This window comes from Moraxella nonliquefaciens, assembly GCF_001679005.1.
Lineage (GTDB): Bacteria > Pseudomonadota > Gammaproteobacteria > Pseudomonadales > Moraxellaceae > Moraxella > Moraxella nonliquefaciens.
The window spans coordinates 555,558-573,714 of the sequence record NZ_LXTW01000032.1 but is presented as its reverse complement, the minus strand read 5'-3'; the positions used below and the strand labels follow the sequence as shown (position 1 = coordinate 573,714).

The 18,157-nt window shown below is 42.5% G+C and carries 19 protein-coding genes; 14 read left to right on the top strand and 5 right to left on the bottom strand.

Annotation, left to right across the window (positions count from 1 at the left end; all coding sequences use genetic code 11):
* Nucleotides 1–357: 357 nt before the first annotated feature.
* The gene (locus A7456_RS09575) at nt 358–2,304 is read right to left on the bottom strand and encodes an OmpA family protein (RefSeq protein WP_067007343.1); all 1,947 of its coding nucleotides are present in this window, start codon (nt 2,302–2,304) and stop codon (nt 358–360) included.
* A 330-nt stretch (nt 2,305–2,634) separates the two neighbouring features.
* Between A7456_RS09575 and A7456_RS09570 the strand changes: the two genes are divergently transcribed.
* Complete coding sequence (locus A7456_RS09570) at nt 2,635–3,756, top strand: tyrosine recombinase XerC (protein WP_145916113.1); 1,122 nt, start codon at nt 2,635–2,637, stop codon at nt 3,754–3,756.
* On the opposite strand, the gene A7456_RS09565 is transcribed toward A7456_RS09570, so the two are convergent.
* Nucleotides 3,757–4,611 carry a nitrilase-related carbon-nitrogen hydrolase gene (locus A7456_RS09565; protein WP_067009906.1) on the bottom strand — a complete coding sequence of 285 codons (855 nt, stop codon included), beginning with the start codon at nt 4,609–4,611 and terminating at the stop codon, nt 3,757–3,759. It abuts the gene before it with no gap.
* A gap of 286 nt (nt 4,612–4,897) precedes the next feature.
* Between A7456_RS09565 and rpoN the strand changes: the two genes are divergently transcribed.
* Nucleotides 4,898–6,499 (top strand): RNA polymerase factor sigma-54, encoded by a 1,602-nt coding sequence (gene rpoN, locus A7456_RS09560; protein WP_067009903.1) that lies wholly within the window; start codon nt 4,898–4,900, stop codon nt 6,497–6,499.
* A 60-nt stretch (nt 6,500–6,559) separates the two neighbouring features.
* On the opposite strand, the gene A7456_RS09555 is transcribed toward rpoN, so the two are convergent.
* The gene (locus A7456_RS09555) at nt 6,560–7,048 is read right to left on the bottom strand and encodes a hypothetical protein (protein ID WP_066888130.1); all 489 of its coding nucleotides are present in this window, start codon (nt 7,046–7,048) and stop codon (nt 6,560–6,562) included.
* Nucleotides 7,049–7,628: 580 nt separating this feature from the next.
* Here A7456_RS09555 and A7456_RS09550 point away from each other — a divergent pair.
* From A7456_RS09550 to A7456_RS09495, 12 genes are all read left to right on the top strand, one after another.
* Nucleotides 7,629–9,347, top strand: coding sequence for an acetolactate synthase 3 large subunit (locus A7456_RS09550; RefSeq protein WP_227713316.1), 1,719 nt, complete (start codon nt 7,629–7,631; stop codon nt 9,345–9,347).
* Nucleotides 9,347–9,859, top strand: coding sequence for an acetolactate synthase small subunit (ilvN, locus tag A7456_RS09545; protein ID WP_067009897.1), 513 nt, complete (start codon nt 9,347–9,349; stop codon nt 9,857–9,859). The genes A7456_RS09550 and ilvN overlap by 1 nt, the downstream gene beginning before the upstream one ends.
* Nucleotides 9,859–10,134 (top strand): putative quinol monooxygenase, encoded by a 276-nt coding sequence (locus A7456_RS09540; RefSeq protein WP_067009894.1) that lies wholly within the window; start codon nt 9,859–9,861, stop codon nt 10,132–10,134. The genes ilvN and A7456_RS09540 overlap by 1 nt, the downstream gene beginning before the upstream one ends.
* A gap of 54 nt (nt 10,135–10,188) precedes the next feature.
* Entirely contained in the window at nt 10,189–10,428 is a 240-nt protein-coding gene (locus A7456_RS09535; protein WP_067009891.1) for a hypothetical protein, read from the top strand.
* A complete protein-coding gene (locus A7456_RS09530; RefSeq protein WP_062498101.1) occupies nt 10,419–10,787 on the top strand; it encodes a PIN domain-containing protein in 369 nt (122 codons plus the stop codon). Before A7456_RS09535 ends, A7456_RS09530 begins: the two co-directional genes overlap by 10 nt.
* A 45-nt stretch (nt 10,788–10,832) precedes the next feature.
* A complete protein-coding gene (ilvC, locus tag A7456_RS09525) occupies nt 10,833–11,855 on the top strand; it encodes a ketol-acid reductoisomerase (protein WP_067009888.1) in 1,023 nt (340 codons plus the stop codon).
* Nucleotides 11,856–12,022: 167 nt separating this feature from the next.
* Nucleotides 12,023–12,427 (top strand): hypothetical protein, encoded by a 405-nt coding sequence (locus A7456_RS09520; protein WP_067010058.1) that lies wholly within the window; start codon nt 12,023–12,025, stop codon nt 12,425–12,427.
* Nucleotides 12,428–12,734: 307 nt separating this feature from the next.
* Nucleotides 12,735–12,947 (top strand): cold-shock protein, encoded by a 213-nt coding sequence (locus A7456_RS09515; protein ID WP_066888116.1) that lies wholly within the window; start codon nt 12,735–12,737, stop codon nt 12,945–12,947.
* 414 nt (nt 12,948–13,361) lie between these two features.
* The gene (locus A7456_RS09510; protein ID WP_067009885.1) at nt 13,362–14,111 is read left to right on the top strand and encodes an electron transfer flavoprotein subunit beta/FixA family protein; all 750 of its coding nucleotides are present in this window, start codon (nt 13,362–13,364) and stop codon (nt 14,109–14,111) included.
* 137 nt (nt 14,112–14,248) lie between these two features.
* On the top strand, nt 14,249–15,181 hold the full coding sequence (locus tag A7456_RS09505; protein WP_066888111.1) for an electron transfer flavoprotein subunit alpha/FixB family protein: 933 nt from the start codon (nt 14,249–14,251) through the stop codon (nt 15,179–15,181).
* Nucleotides 15,182–15,343: 162 nt separating this feature from the next.
* Nucleotides 15,344–16,171 carry a threonine/serine exporter family protein gene (locus A7456_RS09500; RefSeq protein WP_067009882.1) on the top strand — a complete coding sequence of 276 codons (828 nt, stop codon included), beginning with the start codon at nt 15,344–15,346 and terminating at the stop codon, nt 16,169–16,171.
* The gene (locus tag A7456_RS09495) at nt 16,171–16,632 is read left to right on the top strand and encodes a threonine/serine exporter family protein (RefSeq protein ID WP_067009879.1); all 462 of its coding nucleotides are present in this window, start codon (nt 16,171–16,173) and stop codon (nt 16,630–16,632) included. Before A7456_RS09500 ends, A7456_RS09495 begins: the two co-directional genes overlap by 1 nt.
* Nucleotides 16,633–16,639: 7 nt before the next feature.
* Here A7456_RS09495 and A7456_RS09490 read toward each other — a convergent pair whose 3' ends face one another.
* Nucleotides 16,640–17,398 carry a ParA family protein gene (locus A7456_RS09490; protein WP_067009877.1) on the bottom strand — a complete coding sequence of 253 codons (759 nt, stop codon included), beginning with the start codon at nt 17,396–17,398 and terminating at the stop codon, nt 16,640–16,642.
* 30 nt (nt 17,399–17,428) lie between these two features.
* A complete protein-coding gene (gene rsmG, locus A7456_RS09485; RefSeq protein WP_145916112.1) occupies nt 17,429–18,088 on the bottom strand; it encodes a 16S rRNA (guanine(527)-N(7))-methyltransferase RsmG in 660 nt (219 codons plus the stop codon).
* Between the last annotated feature and the right edge of the window lie 69 nt (nt 18,089–18,157).

Sequence of the window (18,157 nt, the reverse complement as noted above, 5' to 3'; positions counted from 1 at the left end):
TTTAAACTTATCTTAATAATGTTTATTAACAATAATCATACTCAATATTAACAGTATTATACAAAATGATATTAGTTTTGGCAAATGATTAATATCAGAAAAACTCATTAATGATATTGTGGATTTTTATAAGTATTTGTAATTAATTTAATTTTATATTTTTATACGAAAATGTCAGCCCTAAATTTTCATAAAATCTTATAAATGATAAATTTACGGTATTTTGTGGCATTAATAACAAGCATATTTTATTTCATTTGTATTGCTATATTGTAAATTTTATTTAAAAATATTACATTTTGATGAATAAAAAACCTGTGATTGAACACAGGTTTTGTTATTTTGAGTTTTTGATGCTTAACGCAACTCTCTTTGTATGCCCGGCTCTTGTTCAGAACCAATCGTGGAATCACTGAGTCTAAAAAAGTCATCAGGTAAGTTGGGTATGGTGTCTGGCGATGGCGTCAGAGGCATGTTGGTGCCGATATGATCTGATGGGGTAGGGGCTTGATACTGGGTGGGGTGGTTACCTATAATGACTGGCTGTGCATTTTGCACAGGTTGGGGCAAATAATTGCCATCAGGCATGCCTTGTATGGGCATATTTTGGTCAGGCATGTATGTGGTGGGGGGCATCATGATGGCGTTTGACTCTGGTAACAGCTGAGCGATGTCTACATTGAGTGCAGATAAAGTTGTCTCATCATATACCAAAAACTCTGTTCGTTCATTTTTAAAGCGTCCCAACTCGGTTACGTTGTCCGACACAGGAAAGCTGTCACCTACGCCCTTGGGGGTCAGCTGCTCATCATTTACCCCTTGCCCCACCAAAAAGTCTTTGACCGCTTCTGCTTGTCTTTGCGATAGGTTCAGATTTGCCATGCGGTCAGTGCCATCTTTGCCACTGGTGTGGGTTACGATGATAAGCTTGATGTGGGAGTTGGTTTTGATTTTTTCTGCCAGCAATGATAGCATCTCATGACTGTTGGTAGGTAACTCATCTCTGCCATTAAAGTCAATAATGCCAAGATTTGCCGAACGTGATAAATCATAACTGTCAGGGGGGTCATCTAAATTATTTAGGGCAGCAGTGGCACGCTCAAAACTTTGACTGATAGCACTTTTTCTGTCCAAAGCAGGGGCAGGCGATACTTCAAATTGTGGTGCGAGTAGGGCGATGTCATTGATGATTCTGGGTAAGATGTCCATCTTTGGTGTATTGACATAGATGTGATTGCCAACAATCTCAATGCTGGTGAATGGTTCAGACTTAATCATCGCCATGATGCTCTCTAAACGCTCTAATCCTGTCATTGATGTGCCAAAATTATCATCAATATCCATGATACAGCCAATTTGTCCAAAGTTGTTTTGTAACACATTAAGCAACTGCTCTTTGAGCTGGGCATTACCTATCTCAGCTTGACAGGCGTACAGCGTGCCATTTTCACCTGATGTCAGCGACAGACGAGGTGAGTTTAGGGATTTGACGGTAGGTGTGGCGATGTGCGTGGCGATATTGGGGTCATCGATGACGACTGTCTTTGATTTGTTTTTTAGTAGATGCCACGCCACACCCCCAACAGTCAAAGTGATGAGAGTTACTCCCAGTATGATTAACAAAGGATTTGAGCGTGCTATTTTAGGTTTGATGGGTTTATGATTGATAAGGTTGTTATTTATATTAGCAGTTGTGTCGTTATTTGTATTATTATAAATACTGTTATAAATACTGTGATGAACGTTATTTTGATTGATGTCATCATGATTGAGATGATGGTCTTGTTGGTCATCGCTTGGGGGCGTATTAGAGCCATTGTCATTGGCAGGATGAGCGGGGCTGTCAAAATTACCAGATGCCCCATCAGCGGTTGGCATTTGTGTGTTTAATTGTTCAATCTTTTGAGTTAATGAACTTTGGATGAACTGGGATGACCATGCAGGCAAATGCGTGCGACTTGATTCAAAATTCTGTGCCAAAAAAACAATCAGCCCATCACCTCCTGCCAAATTTGCCACCTCTACCATCATCGGTGGGGTAATGGCTCTAAGCAGTGTCATTGTGGTTTGTTCATCCATGTGAAAACTGCGTGCCAAACGCTTTGCCAAAGGTTCTGCTTGTATGCCCCATAAGGCGACCAGGTTATGATTTTTAACGTGGGTGCTGTCAAAATTGTCATCAAGTTCAATCAAGCGTGCCGCACTTAGGGCATAATACTGTTTTAACAAATCTGCACTTGTGTCTTGGTTTGAGATGCCCATGGAGCTTGATACCAACCCATGTAAATATTGTACAATGTCCATCGTTCGCCTTATCAATTTTTATACTAACCTTTTATTATACCGTAAATATCACCAAAAATCTGCGTTATGATTGTCATCACCTTGCCTTTTATCTTGTTTTTATGCTGTTTTGTCATTTAAGATGCAAAGACTTGACGTGGTGTGTGTGTGGTGATGCGATGATTATTTTGGCAAATGGCAAATGGCAAATGTATTTAACATAATACAAAATAATTTGGTCATTGTGTCAAAATATGTTAAGATGATTAATGTTTGATAATGCTTGATTTAATTTTGTCAATTATTATCCAAGTCAATCACCCAATCCAATATCATATATAGCCAACAACCATGCGACTGTCTGCCATTTTAAATCAATCCGCCCACACCCTTAAACTCTCACCCAGTGATACTTTGCCCGCCCAAAGCAATCAAACAGGGCAAACCCATGATGTCTCTGGCGATAAGATGCCCCTTAGCCGAATGATTTCTCACAGCATGTCTGGGGATATGTCATTGGTGATAGAGCGTTGGCTGTCATCATTGATGAGACAAAATTATTCATCCCACACGCTGTCAGCATATCAGGCGAGCGTATGTCGTTTTGGTGGATTTTTGGGGCATCATGGTCTAAACTGGCAGGCGTGCAGTACCAAGGATTTGGAGCGGTATGTTGTAACAAGGTTGGAGCAGGATGGGGTACAGACGACAAGTGTCAAGCGAGACATTTCTGCCATCAAATGCCTCTACCAGTTTGCCATCAAGGAACAAGAACAAAAAGCGGATGACAAGACAAAAATCCACAATCCGACCATCGGTTATCGCCTAAAATCTGCCCCCAGACCCCTGCCTGTGGTGTTGGATGTGGATTTGATGAAACAGTTGTTGGAGCAAGCATCACCTGATGACCCCAAGCAGGCGGATTTGTGGGTGCGAGATAAGGCGATGTTTGAGTTGATGTACAGTAGTGGATTGCGTTTGGCAGAGCTTGCCTCTCTTGATATGGCGGATGTGGATTTGAGTGCCAAATTGGTTAGGGTGTTGGGCAAAGGCAAAAAAATGCGTATCGTTCCCATCGGTGCTAAGGCGGTGCAAGCCATTAATGCCTATCTGCCTTATCGGACAATGTGGCAAGCCAAGAAAGTCGCTAACAAAACCACCAAACCAGGTAACACCATCACAGCGTTATTCATCAGTGAACAATATGGCAAAAGGTTGGGCAAGCGGGCGATACAGCTTCGTCTGTCTTTGTGTGCCACTCGTGCAGGCATCGCCCAAAACTTGCATCCACATTTGCTTCGTCATAGTTTTGCATCACACTTATTGTCATCTGGCGGTGATTTGCGTGCGGTGCAGGAGCTTTTGGGACATAGCAATCTTAGTACCACTCAAATTTATACCCATGTGGACTTTGGGTTGCTGACCAAGGTTTATGATAAGGCACATCCTAGGGCATTTGCCAGTAAATCCTGATTATAAATCTACCTGACATTTAAATATTGGCATGTTTTTACGAACATCATCTTGCTCATCTTTATCAAAATCAGCATAGGTTATCATAAAATCCCCACCGTCTGTTTTATTGGTACTGCTGATGATTTGCCCATTGGCATCCGCCATCATGCCATGCCCCCACGTTTGGCGAGTGTGTTGCTTGTCTTTGTGAGTAAAATGGTGCCTGCCACCTTGTGCTGAGCCAATGATAAGGCATTGACTGTCTAATGCCCGAGCGGTCAGTAGAGATTGCCAGTGAGCTTTACCTGTTGTGTGAGTAAAGGCAGATGGCACGGTGATGATATCCGCTCCCATGCTCCGAAGTTTTTGACACAGTGCAGAAAAGCGTACATCAAAGCAAATCATCATTCCCACACCGATTGTTACGCCAGCTATCACGCAAGAGACAACCATGGGTGTATCACCTGCTTCAAAGGTACGCCCTTCATCATAGTTGCCCACACCGTCAGCCACCGATGCCCGAAATAAGTGAATTTTGTCGTAACGGGCGATGAGTGTGCCTTGATTGTCAAAGAGTAGGCTACTTTGGCGGAATCTGTCGTCCGTGGGTGTGCCATCAGGACGAGTAAGGCAGGGCAGTGTACCTGCCAAAATATACATATTTGTATCATGGGCAAGGCGTGCATAAAAATCTACCATTTCATGAAAACGGTTGGCAAGTTGTCCTTGCGGCCCCATGATACAGGCATTTTCTGGCAAAACCGCCAAATCTGCTCCACCGTGTTTGGCGGCATGAATGGATTTTTGGATGATGATAAGATTATTGTCAATGTTATCTTGGGAATTTAGCTGAATGTTGGCAATCTTTGGCATGGCTGTTGTTGGTTGTTGGTCAAAGGGTGTTGGAATTTATGATAATCTCATTTGCTTGTTTGGGCAAATTTTGGTTGGTGTCAACTGGTTGATGCAAGCGGATGATTGTGATGAATTTTAACGAAAAAATTACAAAATAACAATCATTGGATATCGCTTGGGTATTATGTCGTAAAATTGACGCCTTTTGGCAAAATCCATGCAAAAATTATGCCAAAATGTTGTAAAATTCATAAAATTGAAAGGTATTTTAAACCATTTTAAAAGTTAGGATGATGACACACCTATGAGTCTCTCATTTGGCTTGGGCGTTGGCTTAAACCAATCCCAAAAACTGACCCCACAAATGCAACAGGCAATCCGTCTTTTGGCTTTGTCGCACCTTGAATTAGAACAAGAGGTACAAATGAAGCTAGAAAATAACCCTTTGCTTGAACGGGTTGATGAACGTGTGCAAATGGAGTTTGACGGCGATGAGCTGACTTTGGATGACTGGACAGATAATGGTTGGCAAAAAAACGATCAATCAAATACAGATAATTTTGATGAACCTTTTGACGGCGACAGCTATGATAAACTGACTGAGTCTGGTTTTGATGATGGAGCAATGGATACAGCTTGGGATAATGTATATGCCTTTGATGTTGAATATCATGGTGATTTTGGTGTGGCAGGTAGGCATAATGATGAGTATGAATTTTGGGGAGCGACTCACACCAGCATTCAAGAGCATGTGCGTTTTCAGATGAATTTTAGTCCCATGAATGCCAAAGAGACGCTGATTTTGGATTATCTGTTAGATGCCATGGATGAGATGGGTTATGTTCGTCTGGGCGTGGATGAGTTGTATCAGAATTTGGCGACCCTTGCCAGTTTTTATCAGTGGGAGCAGACGATTAGCCCGCCTGAGATAGTCTCAGTGCTACAACGCATTCAGGCATGTTCACCAACGGGCGTGGGGGCAAGAAATCTGCCTGAATGCCTAAGATTACAACTGGATGAACTGATAAAAGACAACCCTGATTTGCCCTTTGCTGATGAAGCTTATATGGTGCTTGGGGCAACCACTCATTTACAGACCAATAACATCAAAGCACTCATGCAGGATACTGACCTAAGTGCTGCCGAGATAAAGGGGGCGATGGCGATTATCCGTGGTCTAAATCCTGAACCTGCCTCTAAATTTTATAAAAATGAGGGCAATATCAGTCAAAGCATTGATATCCCTGACATTTTAGTCATTGCCCTAGAAAAAACAAAGGATAAATATGCCAAAAAGTCATTGGTTAATGTCGCCAATACTGATGCATGGCGAGTGCTACTAAACCAGGAGGTTATTCCCAATTTAAAAATCAACCAAGAATATGCCAGTCTCATCAAAAAAGGCGATGATGGCGATGATAATGTCTACCTTAAAAATAAGCTTAGCGATGCTCGTCTGTTTATTCGTAGCATTGATGAACGCAACCAAAATCTACTTAAAGTGGCCAGTTGTATCGTTCGCCGTCAGCAGGGGTTTATGGAGCAAGGTGTGGAGGCGATGATTCCTTTGACTTTAAAGAATGTCGCCGATGAGGTTGGATTGCACGAATCTACTGTCTCACGACTGACCACGAACAAAACCATGCTCACCCCACAAGGTTTATACCCTTTAAAATATTTTTTCTCATCTGGTGTGGACAGTGAAGATGGTGAGATATCATCAACCGCCATTTGTGCCCAAATCCAAAGTATGATTCAAGATGAAGACCCCAAAAAACCATTATCAGATGCTTATATTACTGGCGTATTAGAAAAGCAGGGCGTGAGCATTTCACGGCGAACGGTAACCAAATACCGCGAGGCGATGGGGATTTTACCATCAACATTACGTAAACAAAAAATTTAGCCAAAAAACCCCACGCTATTTGTGGGGTTTTTATCACTTTTAACAAAGCCGTGGCGTGGCTTATAGACCTTGACAATACTGGTTAATCATCTGCTCGTGTTGCTGGCGTCTTGAACTGATTTCTTGGTCATTGAGATAAACTCGCTCACCATTTGCGTTGGTTTCATAGATGCGGCCGCCGATGGTTAGGTTGGCGAAATTGGCACGTAGCGACTGACAGCGACTGGCAAGCTCTTGATTTTGTAGGGCTTGGTTTTGTTGTTCTAGTTCGGCGATACGTTGAGTCTCAGGTGATGGCATCTGCTGTTGCTGCTGGGCTTGTTCTGGTATATGACCTGCATCAGCGACACGACCATCTTGACGCATGGAGATGATTTTACAATCCTTGCCATCCTTAATGTCAACATGCGTACAAACCATGTCTTTTGGTGGTAACTGCATGTACCTAGATTGACTGATGATATGATAGACATCAACACTATTAGCATGTGCATAAGAACCCAAAGTGGCAATGCTAAGAAGTAAAACGGTCAAAGTGTGAAATTTCATGAAAAAAATCCTTAATGTTGGATGATGCAAACACCTATCCACAATCGGCAAAAAATAATGCTAATATTGCAACAAAACCACGATAAAATCAAGACCAATTAGGCAGATAAATGCGGTATTTATCACTTTTTGAGTAAATGTTAGTGTTATTTGAAAAAATTAACAAGAATATTAAAAAAACTGTTGGCAAAAAAGACATTTTGGGGTAAGATAGCAAAATCTTAATTTTAATAACTAAATTTATTAAAAGTTTTCTAACTTATAAAAATTAGTTATATAAGTCAGCGTTCTTTATCAAAAAGACGTTTGTTAAGCCCCAACGAATAAATTACCGTTTATTCATATCGGTTTAACATTGCACAGGACTTACCGGTCTGCAAGACGACATTTTCACTTCATTTGTCAGTCCTTGTACCACGTCTTTGGTAAGTTTGTTTGTTAACCCATTTTGGGAAAAAGGATTGATATGACAGAGCAAACCACCCAAGCCCCCAACATGACAGGGCACACCCAAACGGCAGATGCCGCCAAACATTTCCATGAAAATCAAGCAAAACTTGCCCGTGGCGAAACCGTTGCCATGAGTGGGGCGGAGTTGTTGGTACAAGCCTTGATTGATGAGGGTGTGGAGTATGTCTTTGGCTATCCTGGTGGGGCGGTGTTACACATTTATGATGCCCTATTTAAGCAAGACAAAATAGAACATATCTTGGTTCGCCACGAGCAGGCGGCAGGACACATGGCGGATGCTTATAGCCGTGTTACAGGACGTACAGGGGTGGTGCTGGCGACATCAGGGCCAGGTGCGACCAATACCGTTACTGCCATCGCCACAGCGTTTATGGACAGCATTGCCATGGTGGTGTTGGCAGGACAAGTACCGAGTACCTTAATCGGCGATGATGCCTTTCAAGAATGCGACATGATTGGGGTGTCTCGCCCTGTGGTGAAACACAGCTTTGTTGTGCGTGACCCTGCTATGATTCCTACAATCATCAAAAAGGCTTTCTTTATCGCAAGTTCAGGCAGACCTGGCCCTGTGGTTGTGGACATTCCAAAAGACATGACCAACCCTGCTGATAAATTTGATTACTTTATGCCAAGCGAGATTAACATTCGCTCTTATCAGCCGACTTCTAAGGGGCATGGCGGTCAAATCAAAAAAGCCCTAGATGTGCTGCTCTCTGCCAAACGCCCTGTGTTGTATGCTGGCGGTGGCGTGGTACAAGGGGAGGCATCTGTTGAACTTCGTGAACTTGCCAATTTACTCAATCTGCCCGTTACCAATACACTCATGGGGCTTGGGGCGTATCCTGCCACAAGTGAGCAATTTGTTGGTATGCTGGGCATGCACGGCACTTATGAAGCCAACATGACTATGCACCATGCTGATGTCATCTTAGCGGTGGGGGCAAGATTTGATGACCGTGTAACCAATAACGTCAATAAATTCTGCCCCAATGCCACCATCATTCATATTGACATTGACCCAACTTCCATCTCAAAAACCATTAACGCCCATATTCCCATCGTAGGCAATGTTAAGCCTATCTTAACCGAAATGGTCAATATCATCAAATCGGCGGATAGACGCCTAGATGAGCATGCTCTTGCCGACTGGTGGATACAAATTAATGAATGGCGTAAGCGTCATGGCTTACGTTATGGTGATGATACAGATGCTAATATCCATGCCATCATGCCCCAACGTGTTGTTGAGACGTTATGCAAACTCACAAAGGGTAAGGCAATCATCACCAGTGATGTCGGTCAGCATCAAATGTTTGCAGCCTTGTATTACAAGTATGATGAGCCACGCCAATGGCTAAACTCAGGTGGGCTAGGCACGATGGGTGTGGGTCTGCCTTATGCCATGGCGGCAAAACTTGCTTGTCCTGATAAGATGGTGGTCTGTATCACAGGCGAGGGTTCAATTCAGATGAACATTCAAGAGCTCTCTACTTGTTTACAGTATGATTTACCTGTTAAGATTTTAAATTTAAACAACGCTCAGCTTGGTATGGTCAAGCAGTGGCAAGACATGCTTTATGAAGGCAGACACGCCCAGTCGTATATGCAGTCATTGCCTGATTTTGTCAAATTGGCAGAAAGTTATGGACATAAAGGCGTAAAAATCACCAACCCTGCCACTATGGAACAAGAGCTAAAACAAGCCCTAGAAATGGATGGTTTGGTATTTATTGATGTGTATGTGGATAGAAATGAACATGTCTACCCCATGCAAGTGGCAGGACAGTCCATGCGTGATATGTGGTTATCAAAAGGAGAGCGTACCTAATGGCACAGTTACAAAAACATCTGATTTCGGTACTGATGGAAAATGAAGCAGGTTCGCTGTCTCGTGTGGTCGGGCTGTTTAGTCAGCGTGGTTATAACATTGATACGCTAAACGTCGCCGCTACCGAAGACCCTACGTTATCACGGCTTACCTTGACCACGATTACCACGGCTGATAAGATTGAGCAAATCACCAAACAACTGCATAAACTCATTGAAGTGGTCAAAGTCCAAAACCTATCGGAGGTCTCTGGTGGCAGTCAGATTGAGCGAGAACTCATGCTTATTAAAGTGCGAGCATTGGGGGCGTACCGTGAAGAGGTGTATCGTACGGCAGATATTTTTAGAGCCCAAATTGTTGATGTATCAGCAAGCCTTTATACCATTCTTATCACAGGGGACGCTGCCAAGCTGGACGGCTTTATTGATGTGATTGGTCGTGAACGCATTTTAGAGGTGGTGCGAAGTGGTGTGATTGGCATTGCACGGGGGGAGCGGACGCTTTCTTTGTGATGGCAAAAGTTGTCTTAAAAGGCCATATCATCATTCCTAAAACCAATCGGCAAGTTATTTTAGATGAACTTAAAAAACACATTGACTTAACACGCCAAGAAAGTGGTTGTTTGATATTTCAAATCACACAAGACAACAGCGATGTCGATAAGTTTTGGGTTTATGAAGAATTTGTGAACAAAGAAGCCTTTGACTTTCATCAAGCTCGTGTGCGTTCGTCTGCGTGGGGCGTGGTATCTGCTGATGTAGAGCGACATTATGAGATGAGCCGTTAATCATGATAGATGATTAGTATTGATTATCTATTAAAATGATTTAAGGAGATAAAAATGATTATAGAGCTTGCCAGCCTACCGCCAATGGTGCAGGCATACATCAAAGATGAAAAACAACTACAAGTCATTGTCAAAGATGAGCAGGTGCATTTAATGCCCTTACATCAATTTGCATCAAAGCCAACCAAAAAATCCGATTTTGCAGGGGGGTTGGCACAATTTGCGAATTCTGACTTAATGCCAAAAGAAGAACAAGCGGTAGAGATGGCAATCAGGAAAAAAATATGGCATTGATTGATACAAATATTTTGTTGCGTTTTTTATTGCAAGACCACGATATATTAAGCCAACAAGCCAAGCAAATCATTGATGATAATGATGTGATTTGTTTAAATGCCGTCATTTATGAAGTCATTCACGTATTACAAAGCGTTTATAAAATTGACGGAGCATTGATTGCTGATAAACTTTTGATACTATTTGAAAATGATGTGATTGAAAGTGAAAATAAGTCAGTTATCCTAAAATCCTTATCAATTTTTAAAGAAACTTCTATGGATTGCTTGTTAATTGCTTATCGCATCATTGATAATAGCGTAATTTTTTCTTTTGATAAAAAAGTCAATAATTATCTAAACAGAATAAGTTTTTAATTAACCCACGCCCTTAAATTACGGGCATTATTTAAGGAAACTCGTATGAGCTTAAATATCTATTATGACAAAGATTGTGATTTGTCCATCATTCAAGGCAAAAAAGTTGCCATCATTGGCTATGGCTCACAAGGTCATGCCCATGCCCTAAACCTAAAAGACTCAGGCGTTGATGTAACCGTGGGCTTGCGTGCTGGCTCTGCTTCTTGGAAAAAGGCCAAAAATGCTGGTCTAAACGTTGCCGAAACTGCCGATGCTGTTGCTGGTGCGGACGTGGTGATGATTTTGACCCCAGATGAATTTCAAAAGCAATTGTACGAAAATGACATTGAACCAAACATCAAACAAGGGGCAACGCTTGCCTTTGCACATGGGTTTGCCATTCACTATAACCAAATTGTGCCACGCAAAGACTTAGATGTGATTATGGTTGCCCCAAAAGCCCCCGGTCATACCGTCCGTTCTGAATTTGTCAAAGGCGGTGGTATCCCTGACTTGATTGCCATTTGGCGTGATGCGTCAGGCAATGCCAAGCAAGTGGCTCTGTCTTATGCTGCTGGCGTGGGTGGTGGTCGCTCTGGCATCATTGAGACCAGTTTTAAAGATGAGACCGAAACCGATTTGTTTGGTGAACAAGCCGTTCTTTGTGGTGGTGCGGTAGAGCTGGTTAAAATGGGCTTTGAGACTTTGGTTGAAGCTGGTTATGCCCCTGAAATGGCGTACTTTGAGTGTTTGCATGAACTAAAACTCATCGTTGATTTGATGTATGAAGGCGGTATTGCCGATATGAACTATTCAATCTCTAACAACGCAGAATATGGCGAATACGTAACAGGCGTTGAAGTCATCAATGAGCAATCTCGTGAAGCGATGCGTCATGCGTTAAAACGCATTCAATCAGGCGAATATGCCAAGATGTTCATCAGTGAGGGTCAGCTTAACTACCCATCAATGACGGCTCGTCGCCGTAATACTGCTGAGCATGAGATTGAAAAAACGGGGGCAAAACTTCGTGCGATGATGCCATGGATTGGTGGCAACAAAATCATTGATAAAGAGAAAAACTAAGCACTTTTAGGTACTTTATTTTTTAAGAACAGCCGTCCGTGTGGGCGGTTGTTCTTTTAATGCCTTGTCAGTATGCACTAATCGGCGTATAATAACCCATTTGTGCAGATTTATTTTTGATGATGGCTCATAACATTCTTTATAATATTCACCACTTTTTAAACAGTTTGTCCGATTTTGTCATTTTATATATTTTGGCAAGTCTCATCATTGCCATCTTGATTTGGGTGGAGTCAGCGTGGGTTGCTCGTAATGGTGGTAAAATACCCCAAAACAACTTCTTTGCTGTCATCAGTATTTTGACATCATCATGGCTTATTGTGTCGGGGCTTGCGTTATACTTTTTAGAATTTGATGGTGTTCTGATGAGCGTGCCTGTGGTGTATGGCGTGTATTCACTGCTAAGCTGGATAAAAGGAGCAAAACTCATCGGTGATGACTTGCCAGATGACCCAAAAGAGATTGTTTTACCAAACAAATACTTGACTTATTCACAGTCTTTTGCTTTGGTCTTTGCTGTGCTTTGCGTGGGTATGCTTGCTTTGCCCTACACCAATTTATCTTTTTTGTAAAATTTATAAAAATAAATCCCCTTTTTTGGTAAAATTTTGTTATAATAGTCGTATGGTATTTATTTACCATAGTTTATGTACCATATATTGTGTTTTACTCGCCTTTGTGCGAAAAAACGACTTTGATAACTTGCGGACGAGTGCTGGTATCAGGGCGTATGTTAGATTTATTACTGAACCATTAAGGTAACTTAACGGTTTGATGTAGAGTTTAAGCGTCGTATCTTTAACTTATTTTGCGGTTTTGGCAACATAAATATTTTCACGGCATTTTGCCATTATTTCCCAATTTTCAAGGAAAACTCTCATGTCAAACAAAGTTACTGGTGTTGTTAAATGGTTTAATGAAGCCAAAGGTTTTGGTTTTATCGCCCAAGATGCAGGCGGTCAAGATGTATTTGCCCATTACAGTGCCATTACTGGTTCTGGTTTTAAAACCCTGGCCGAAGGTCAAAAAGTGGCGTTCATTCTAGGCGAAGGCAAAAAAGGCCCACAAGCCGAAGAGATTGAAAAAATCTAATTGCCAATATCATTGGCTAAGCACTCAAAGTAATTTGGGTGCTTTTTTGTTATTTTAGTAATATACGATCAATTAACCCCAATTTGCACCCATGCTAAATTTTAAAAAATTCATTTGTCGCATGGTAAGGTGCGTGATACGCACCTTACTGTCATTGATGTATTTTGAAGTTAAAGGATTATATGTTGGAAGAGCGTGTAGCAAATTGCAATTTGTCCTTGTGTTGTCCTTGTGGAATATGATTTTAAAAAAATGCCATTTCCTATTATCCAAACACCCCAAAAATAAAAATGACTGCTCATTCACGTTAAGTATTTGACCAAAATTTGTAAATTTTAGACAATCTAGCATGGCATAAAGCTGATAAATGTGATATATTTTTATTGAATTTTAAACCCAAAAAACGGAGTAATCATGAAAGTACTAGTTGCCATCAAGCGTGTTGTTGACCATAACGTCAAGGTGCGTGTTAAGGCGGATGAATCTGGCATAGATTTGACTAACGCCAAGATGAGTGTGAATCCATTTTGTGAGATTGCCATTGAAGAGGCGGTTCGCTTAAAGGAGGCGGGTGTGGCAAGTGAGATTATTGCGGTATCTGTTGGTACAAGCCAGTCCCAAGAACAGCTTCGTTCAGCATTGGCACTCGGTGCTGACCGTGGAGTGCTTGTTGAAACCGATGCCAAGCCCTATCCGTTACAAGTTGCCAAAATCCTAAAAGGCGTGGCACAAAATGAGGGGGCAGAGCTGATTTTGCTCGGTAAACAAGCCATTGATGACGATAATAACCAAACAGGTCAAATGCTTGCTGCTCTCATGGATGTTGGGCAAGGCACATTTGCATCTGAGATTAAAGTTGATGGCGGTAAAGTCAACGTTACTCGTGAAGTGGATGGTGGCTTACAAACGGTTACCTTACCACTGCCTGCGGTTGTTACCACAGATTTGCGTCTTAATGAACCACGTTTTCCAAAACTGCCTAACATCATGGCCGCCAAGAAAAAACCGTTGGACATCAAAACTCCTGCTGACTTTGGTGTGGACATGACATCAAAACTGACCACTTTGCAAGTCAAAGCCCCTGCTGAGCGTGGTGCAGGCGTGAAAGTGGGTAGTGTTGATGAGTTGATTGACAAACTCAAAAATGAAGCCAAGGTAATTTAATAAAAAATGTTGAGATAAATGTTGGGCTTATAGAATGAACATAACGTTGATGCCTCTGATGGGTGAAGGCGAATTGCAATTTACCCAACACATTATAAATCAATGACAACCATTTTAAAATAAAAGAGGATATAATCATGACTGTACTGGTTTATGCTGAACACGACAACCAAGAATTAAAACCCGCCACGCTTGCGACAATCACCGCTGCTGGTCAAATTGACAGCGATATTCATGTATTGGTGGCAGGCTTACACGCCCAAGCCGTTGCTGATAGTGCCACCCAAGTGGCAGGGGTAAGCAAAGTGTTGCTTGCTGATAATCCTGCTTTTGCCAATGCCCTTGCTGAAAATATCGCCCCATTGGTGGTGGAGCTTGCTGGTAATTATAGCCACATCATTGCCCCTGCAACAACAACAGGCAAGAACTTTTTGCCACGTGTGGCAGCTTTGCTTGATGTTAGCATGGTATCAGACATCACCGCCGTGGTTGATGAAAAAACCTTTGAACGCCCCATCTATGCAGGTAATGCCATAGCAACGGTACAATCAGTTGAGGATAAAATTGTGCTAAGTGTGCGTGGTTCAGCATTTGATGCGGCACCTGCCACAGGCGGTAGCGCGTCTGTTGAGAGCGTGAGCGTGGGCGGTGATAGTGGCAAATCAAGTTTTGTGGGCGAAGAGCTTGCCAAATCTGACCGTCCAGAGTTAACCTCTGCCAACATCGTGGTATCAGGTGGACGAGCGTTGTCAAGTGGTGAGAATTTTACCAAATACATTGAACCGCTGGCAGATAAGTTGGGTGCTGCTGTTGGTGCGTCTCGTGCGGCAGTTGATGCAGGCTATGTGCCTAATGATTTGCAAGTGGGTCAAACAGGCAAAATTGTTGCTCCACAACTGTACATTGCTGTGGGCATCTCTGGGGCGATTCAGCATTTGGCAGGCATGAAAGACTCTAAAACCATTGTGGCGATTAACACCGACCCTGAGGCACCGATTGCCAGTGTGGCAGATTATTTCTTGGAGGCGGATTATCAAGTGGCATTGCCTGAGCTGACCTCCAAATTATAATTCATGTGATTTTAGTACGCTTAATATGATAGAAAACGCATTTGATGATATTGGGTGCGTTTTTTATCGCATATGCCAAACCCATGCTATATTTTTCGTTCATTTTAGATTACAATAATTACCTTATTCTTATCCTTATCCATTTAATCTTATCCATCCGCCATGTCTGATGTGAGCTTAGTCAAAAAGTTGCCTTATTTATCGTACGAAGAACAGCAGCGAATCACTCGCTTGTGTGTTCGCTGTGCGTTATTACTCATGCAATATGGGGCGGAATCGGTGGTTGTGGTAGATTTGACCAAACGTTTGGGTGTGGCGTTGGGTGTTGGGTCTGTGGAATGTGGATTGTCTTTTAATGCCATCACGCTCACCACGCTCTATCATGGACAGTGTATCACGACTGTGCGAAATACCGTTCATCAAGGGATTAATATCAATATTTTGGTACAAATTCAGCAAATCATTTTAAACGTAGAACATCAAAGACACTCAGATGAGCGAGATGAACACACCGTTACTCACATTGAAAAGCAGTTAGATGGCATTGATCGTACGACATATCCCAACATGCTCACGGCGTTCTTTGTGGGCATGTCTTGTGCCTGCTTTGCTTATTTAAATGGGGGTGATTTGGTCATCTCATTTGTTACGCTTGTGGCAGGTTTTTGTGCCATGCACACCCGCATGTACCTATCTGCTCACCATTTTAACCCTTTTGTGGTGGTCATCATCACCGCCTTTGTGGCGACTTTGCTAGGAGCGATGACTTATTTTTTACAACTGGGAATTCATGCTGATGTGGCGGTGGCATCTAGCGTGTTGCTACTTGTGCCGAGCTTTCCCATCATTAATGCCTTGTCAGATATTTTAAAGGGGTATATTAACATGGGCTTAGGGCGATGGATGTTCGCTACCATGTTGACGTTGTCGGCGTGCGTAGGTATTGTTATTGCGTTGATTTTTTTACGCATACCGCATTGGGGTCTGTGATGAATGTATTAACACTGCTGATGAATGTGGGGCTATCGTGTATGATTACACTAGGATGGTGTTTGATGCTTACATTGCCCAAATCTTATGTTGGACTGTGCCTTATGATGACAGTGCTGGGCTATGTTACTAAAATGGGGTTGTTGGCACTGGGCAGTCATTTGGCGGTGGCGACATTTTTTGGGGCGATGCTGCCAAGTTTTTTGGGGGTGTATTTTGCCCAGCGACATGGATTACCACCAAAAGCACTCATCGTGCCAAGTGTGATTTTTCTTATGCCAGGCATTGTGGCTTATAAAGCGATGGTAACCATGGTGCAAATAGGGTATTTTGGGTTTGGCATGGAACTGTTTGTGATGATGATGACGTACTTTTTTGAGGCACTTTTTGTCATCTCAGCATTGGTACTCGGACTGTCCATTCCAGGGATTTTGTTTTATCGTAAAAAACCCATTGTGTAGGGTGTGGCTAAGAATGTGACTGCCCCAACACTTCATTCATGAGCTGATGATAAGCGATTGCCCCCTTGGATGATTTTTCATATTCAAAAATGGATTTGCCAAAACTTGGTGCCTCAGCCAAGCGAATACTTCTTGGGATGACAGTTTTGTACAATTTTTCGCCAAAATAATTTTCAAGCTCTGCCGACACGTCTTGGGCAAGCGTACTTCGCCTATCATACATTGTTCGTACCACACCACGAATGTGCAGTTTGGGGTTGATTTGAGTGAGCTTTTCAATGGTGTCTATCAAGTCAGCAATACCTTCTAGGGCAAAATACTCGCACTGCATGGGGATAATCACGCCGTCTGTGGCGACAAGGGCGTTCACGGTCAGCATGCTAAGGCTTGGAGCACAGTCCATGATGACATAGTCATAGTCTGGCTTGGCGTTTTTTAGGGCATTTTTTAATAAAAGCGGAGCGTTCGCTACGTCCGCAAGCGACACGTCAATCCCTGCCAAATCACGGTTTGCCCCCACCACATCAAGGTGCTGACTTGCCACAATGGTTTTGACCAGTGGCACATCGTCAAGCAACACGTCCGCCACCGTATAATCGAGCTCATTTTTGTCAAGCCCCAGACTGGTTGTGGCGTTGCCTTGTGCATCAAGGTCAATGAGTAGCACACGCTTTTTGCCGATAAGTGTCAAAGCACAAGCAAGATTAACCGCCGTTGTGGTTTTGGCGACACCGCCTTTTTGGTTGGCGATTGCGATAATTTCCATAAAATACCTTTTAAATCAATATATTAACTATTATTTGGCTATCAAATACACCACACACCGCTCGTCGCTCATTTGTGGCACCTCAATGGATTTGACTTCAATTTGCCAATCTGCCAAATTTACCACATCCTCGCTTGTTGGAGCTTTGCCTTTCATGGCGTATAGCACACCATCTGTCTTTAAATGCGGTTTGGCAACACCCACAAAATCATCAAGACTTGCAAATGCCCGAGAGGTGATGATATCAAATTGCCCATCAAACTCTTCAATGCGACTTGCCACAGGATTGACGTTGGCAAGCCCCAACTCGCCCACCATTTGGCGGATAAATCGCACCTTTTTGCCATTGCTATCTAAGGCGGTAACGTGCCAATCGGGACGCATGATGGCGATGATGACAGATGGCAAACCTGCTCCTGTACCAATATCAAGCACATTCATGCCCATTTTGTCAGAAAAAGGCAAATCTGCCACCACCGCCAAACAGTCCAAGATATGTTTGGTAAAAGCCTCTTGTGGAGCGGTGATGGCGGTCAAATTGTATGCCTTTGTCCAAAGCAGTAAATTATCCAAATAATCAAGCAGTTGTTTGATTTGTACTTGACTGAATGTTAAATTGAGTTTATCGGAAAAATGTGCCAAATCACGAGCAAAATCATCGGCATGGGTGGATATCTTATGATAAGTCATTGTTATAAAGTAGCAGTTTTAGGTAATGGTTGAAATAATTAAGGTGAAATAATTAAAGATAAGTTAATT